Annotated in this window: 5 protein-coding genes; 2 read left to right on the top strand and 3 right to left on the bottom strand. The window is 68.1% G+C overall.

The window, feature by feature from the left end:
- Window positions 1-520 (bottom strand): DNA gyrase subunit A (locus IT540_RS17685; RefSeq protein WP_291180898.1); only part of this gene is annotated, 520 nt, incomplete at its 3' end.
- A 387-nt stretch (window positions 521-907) separates the two neighbouring features.
- On the opposite strand from IT540_RS17685, the gene IT540_RS17680 reads away from it, so the two are divergent.
- Window positions 908-1,558: a PRC-barrel domain-containing protein gene (locus tag IT540_RS17680; RefSeq protein ID WP_291180896.1), complete on the top strand. Its 651-nt coding sequence runs from the start codon at window positions 908-910 to the stop codon at window positions 1,556-1,558.
- 152 nt (window positions 1,559-1,710) lie between these two features.
- On the top strand, window positions 1,711-2,820 hold the full coding sequence (locus tag IT540_RS17675; protein ID WP_291180894.1) for a cation diffusion facilitator family transporter: 1,110 nt from the start codon (window positions 1,711-1,713) through the stop codon (window positions 2,818-2,820).
- A gap of 274 nt (window positions 2,821-3,094) precedes the next feature.
- On the opposite strand, the gene IT540_RS17670 is transcribed toward IT540_RS17675, so the two are convergent.
- Window positions 3,095-3,601, bottom strand: a complete 507-nt coding sequence (locus IT540_RS17670; protein ID WP_291180892.1) for a single-stranded DNA-binding protein — start codon at window positions 3,599-3,601, stop codon at window positions 3,095-3,097.
- Window positions 3,602-3,903: 302 nt separating this feature from the next.
- Window positions 3,904-5,035 (bottom strand): pentapeptide repeat-containing protein (locus IT540_RS17665; RefSeq protein WP_291180890.1); only part of this gene is annotated, 1,132 nt, incomplete at its 5' end.

Raw genomic sequence — 5,035 nt, 5'->3', positions numbered from 1 at the left:
CCTCGCCGAGATTGTGCGGCGGGATATTCGTCGCCATGCCGACGGCGATGCCGCCCGCGCCGTTGACGAGCAGGTTCGGAAACTTCGCCGGCAGCACGACGGGCTCTTCGAGGCGGTCGTCGTAGTTCGGCTTGAAGTCGACCGTCTCCTTGTCGAGGTCGTCGAGCAGAAACCCGGCGATCTTCGAGAGCCGCGCCTCGGTGTAGCGCTCGGCGGCCGGCGGGTCGCCGTCGACGGAGCCGAAGTTGCCCTGCCCGTCGATCAGCGGCACGCGCATGGAAAAGTCTTGCGCCAGCCGCACGAGCGCGTCGTAGATGGCGAGGTTGCCGTGCGGATGGAAGTCGCCCATCGTGTCGCCCACGACCTTGGACGACTTCATGTGCTTCTTGTTCCAGTCGAGCCCGAGGCGCTGCATGGCGTAGAGGATGCGCCGATGCACGGGCTTCAAGCCGTCGCGCACGTCGGGCAGCGCACGGCTGATGATGACGCTCATCGCGTATTCGAGGTACGAGCGCTTCATCTCGTCCTGGATGATGACGGGGAGGATATCGCTCGGGCCCGACGCGCCGGGCCGGTCGCTGGTGTCGCTCAATATGGAAATCCTGGTCCGTGTCGCAGGGGCGCGAATCTAAGGCGCCCGTCCGCGAGCCAATGTCTGCTATTGATCCTCGAAAGTTTACCCGACCGCCAGCCGCCGGGGCAATGGCGGAGCGGGCCTCCCCCGGGCTCCTCCCCAGAATCGGGGCGGAACAATCCCGGATTCCGGGCATTTTCTCCCCGGCGCGACGTTACGCTTGTCAATAAGTCGCGCTTCTGCCCTCAGCTTTCCATGGTCGCGTGCTTGAAAACGCCTCCCCCGGAACCACACGTTCTGCGCGGATCATCGCCTCCCTAGGAAACGACCCTCATGAAACATCTCCCGTTATTTGCCGTCGCCCTCCTTGTCGCCGCCCCCCTGGCAGCGGCCCGCGCCGACACCACCTTCATTCCCGCCCAGTCCGAAACCGAGTACTTGGCCAAGGACCACCTGATCGGCGCCAAGGTGCACGGCGCCGAGGGCACCATCGTCGGCGACGTCGAGGATCTGATCATCAACGATCAGAACCAGGTCGTCGGCGTGGTGATGGGCACCGGCGGCTATCTCGGCTGGGCCGAGAAGAAGGTCGGTGTCAGCCTGGACTCGCTCAAGTTCGAGGAGAAGGACGGCACGCTCTTCGTCTCCCTGCCGGACCTGACCAAGGAGACCCTCGACACCGCGCCGGAGTTCCAGCGCAAGAAGCCGCCGAAGTCGCTGTTCGAGCGCGCCAAGGAGAAGGTGGACGAGTTCTCGGACAAGTCGAAGCCTAAGATCGACGAGGCGAAGCAGAAAGCCCAGGAGGCGCTCGACGCGGCCAAGGAAGCGGCCGGCCCGGCCCTCGACCGTGCCAAGGAAGCCGTCTCGGGCGCGATCGACTCCGCCAAGGAAGCCGTCGGCGGCTCATCGACCGAACCGGCGCCCGCGCCTGCTCCCGAAACGCCGCCCGCCACACCGGAGCAGCCCGCGCCGGCCAACCCCTAAGACACACACGCCGGCGCCCAAAGCGCTTATCACCACGAGCCCCGCCGCGCCGCCGCGGCGGCGCGGCGGGGCTTTCTCGTGCCAGCTTTCGGCAACCTCGAAACTCGCCTAAACACGAGGCAGGGCAACAGCGATCGACAGGAGCAGAACGCGTGGCACCGGCGAGCTTGAGAGGCGTGCTCATCGTCGCGCTGGCAGCCAACGCCGCGGCCGCTTTCGCGGGCTTCGTGGGCGCGGCCTGGTCCGGCTCGTCGGCCCTGCTGGCCGTCGCATTGCTCGCCGGCGTCAGTGCCGCCAATCAGGGCCTCATGTTGCTCAACATCGGGCGCGCCTGGCAGCCGGCCGACGCCGCGCATCCGTTCGGCTACGCCAAGGAGCTTTATTTCTGGAGCGTTGTCGTCGCCATCCTGCTCTTTTCGCTGGCGGCGGGCGTCGCGCTCCAGGACGGCATCGCCAAGCTCGTCGATCCGCGCCCCGTCACGGACGTGCGAACCACCTACATCGTGCTCGCCCTTGCGCTCGTGCTCCTCGGCCTCGCGACCGGGAAGGCGGTCTCCGAGCTCAAGCGCCGCCGCGGCGACAGCGCCGCGGCACTGCGCGCCTCCCGCGTCCCGGTGCTGTTCACCATCTCGACGCAGGGCCTGGCCGCACTCGCGAGCCTCGCCGTGGCCGGCGTCGGCCTCGTCCTCACCGATGCCACCGGACGCCCTGCCGCCGACGGCTATGCCGCCGTGCTGATCGCATTGCTGCTCGGTGCCGTGGCGGCCGTCATGAGCATCGAGGTCAGGAGCCTCATCCTCGGCGAGGCCGCCTCCCCGCCGGTGCGCAGAGAAATCCACGAGGCCGTCGTGGCCGAGGTCGGCCCCGGCCACCCGATCCGGGCCGTGAACGAGATCCGCACCCTCGCCCTGGGCCCGCGCAGCATCCTGGTGGTCGCGAGCGTCGACTTCGAGGACGGCATGCCGGCCGCCGCCCTCGAGGCCGCCGTCGCGCGCATCGAGCGGACCATCCGAAGCCGCGCCCCTGCCGTGCGCCGCATCTTCATCGAGGGCCAGTCGGCCCGCGACCACGCCGATGCCGAGAAACTCATGGCGCAGCGACCGGCGAAGCGGCTCGCGAGCGCGACAACGGCGCCAAAGCAGCCGGGCACGGGCACGCCTGTCGCGCTCCTCTCCGTGCCCAACGATCCGCAAGCCGCTTCCGAGCCAGCACGACGTCTGAGCCGCAAGGAGCGCAAGCGCCAGAAGCACAAGGGCCGCTAGCTAGTCCTTGAGCCGCTGCAAGCTCGGCCCGATCCCACCGATGTCGCATGCGCGCCAAGACTTGCTGCGTGGACCCTGCCCGCCGCCGGGGTGACATCAATTTTTTGGCAGTCGGCCACCGCATATAGTGACGTCATGCCGGCGAAGGCCGGCACCCACGCAAGCATCAGCAAGCACAACGGTAACGGTATGCGCTGCCCCCTCTTTCCATCCATGGGGAGAGGCAGCGATGCACGCTGATCTCACAGCTGTCGCCACGCGGGCGGGAAAGGAACTAGAACGGAATCTCGTCGTCGAACGGCTTGTCCATGCCGCCCTTCGAGCCGCCACTGCGCGCCGCGCGCTTCGGCTCACCGCCGCCGAACCCGCCGCCGGCATCGTCGCCGTAGTCGGACTGCCCGCCGTCCGAAAGGCCGCCGCCGGCACCCTGCCGCCCGTCGAGCATCGTGAGCTGGCCGTTGAAGCCCTGCAGCACGACCTCGGTCGAGTAACGGTCCTGGCCTTGCTGGTCCTGCCACTTGCGCGTCTGAAGCTGCCCCTCAATGTAGACCTTGGAGCCCTTGCGCAGATACTGCTCCGCCACCCGGCACAGGTTCTCGTTGAAGATCACCACCGAATGCCACTCGGTCTTCTCGCGCCGCTCGCCGCTGTTGCGGTCCTTCCAGCTCTCGCTGGTGGCGATGCGGAGGTTGGCGATCGGACGCCCGTCCTGCGTGCGGCGGATCTCGGGATCGCGCCCGAGGTTTCCGACCAGGATCACTTTGTTGACCGATCCGGCCATGGTCCTACTCCTTGTTGTTCCTGCTCCGGCGATCCGGCACCGGTCGCCTGCCCTGCGCGGGGAAGCACTCCACGCCGCGACTCGAGTTGCAGCACCCTACGCGCATCGGCCCGCGGACGCGAACCGCCGCCGCGGTTGTCCCAAGCTTTTTCAAATTCCGGCGCTTGGGCGCGGGTTAGACCGCCGAAGCTCGCACGCAATCCGACACGGGAGCGACATCCGGCGCAGCACCGGCGCAACCGCAGAGTTCTCGTTATGTTCTAATCCCGCGGACGCGCGGACGCAACCCCAAAAACGGGATGCTACCCGCCACGCGCAATATCCGCCGCCGCCGTCAGATCCCTCAGCACCTTCGGCACGACGGTCTTCGACGCTGGGCAGGACGCGTCCGTGAGCCGATCGTAGACCGTGATCAGGTCGCCCTGGAACTCGGGGCGTTGCGCGCGCCGCGCGATGCCTGTCGCCACCGCGCCGTTGCTCCAGCGGGGGCGGCATTGAAGGCGCACGAGGTAGTCGGTGATGCGCGGCTTGTAGAGATCCGGATACGTCTGTCCGCCGGCCGAGGCCAAGCTGCGCCACGTCCAGTGGTCGGAGGACGAGCTCCACTTCGCCACCTCGGCGAGGTTGATCAGGGGCGCCAGCGCATCCGTGGTCCGGGCCCGCGTGCGCCGGCCCAGGATGCGGTCGGCGGATGCCTTGAGCTCTTTCACGTCCTGCTCCGTCAACTGCGTGATGGCGATGCTTGTGAGATCGGCGAAGCTCTCCGCATCGGCCTTTGGCGGCACCGTCTTCCAGACCTTCGCCTCCCGCAGATCGGCCCCGACGATGCTGGCGTTGCCCATGTCGGCCCCGCGCAGGGACACGCGGTAGAGCGCGGCGCCGTCGAGCTTGGCGTCGGCGAGGCCCGCGGCATCGAGACGGGCGTAGCTCAGCACCGCGCCCGTCATGTCGGCGTTCGAGAAGACCGCGCCCGTCAGATTCGCGCCCGTGAGGTCGGCACCCTGCAGGTTGGCCATCAGGAAGTTCGCGCCCTGCGCCTGCACACCCCCCGTGAGATCCGCCTTGTCGAGCCGCGCCGAGGAGAAGTTGGCGCCCTGGAGAAGCGCATAGGCAAGCTCCGCGCCTTCGAGCTTCGCATCCTCGAAACGGACCCCGCGCAGATCGGCGCCGGTCATGCGTGCGCCGTCGAGACGCGCGCGCGTGAACTTGGCCCGCCGCGCGGTCGTGCAGTTCGCCGCCACGCGGTCTTCCGAGAGCAGGAGCTGCTGGATGTCGGAGCATTGCAGCCATGCGCCCCTGAGATCGGTGCCGATCAGCGATGCGCCCCTGAGATCGGCCCCCGTGAGATCCGCCTGATGCAGGTCCGAGCGGTCGAGTCTCGAAAAGCGCAAGTCCCGGTCGCGCAGGCTGAAGCTCGGCTCTCCCGGCGTCTGG

The organism is Hyphomicrobium sp., from assembly GCF_020852195.1.
Classification (GTDB): domain Bacteria; phylum Pseudomonadota; class Alphaproteobacteria; order Rhizobiales; family Hyphomicrobiaceae; genus Hyphomicrobium_C.
Note: the sequence above shows the minus strand (reverse complement) of the source record. Positions and strands in the feature narration are given on the sequence as shown.

Bases quoted from the DNA above. Each gene is read 5' to 3' on its own strand.
- IT540_RS17680 (WP_291180896.1), top strand. From the start codon at position 908: ATGAAACATCTCCCGTTATTTGCCGTCGCCCTCCTTGTCGCCGCCCCC.
- IT540_RS17670 (WP_291180892.1), bottom strand. From the start codon at position 3,601: ATGGCCGGATCGGTCAACAAAGTGATCCTGGTCGGAAACCTCGGGCGC.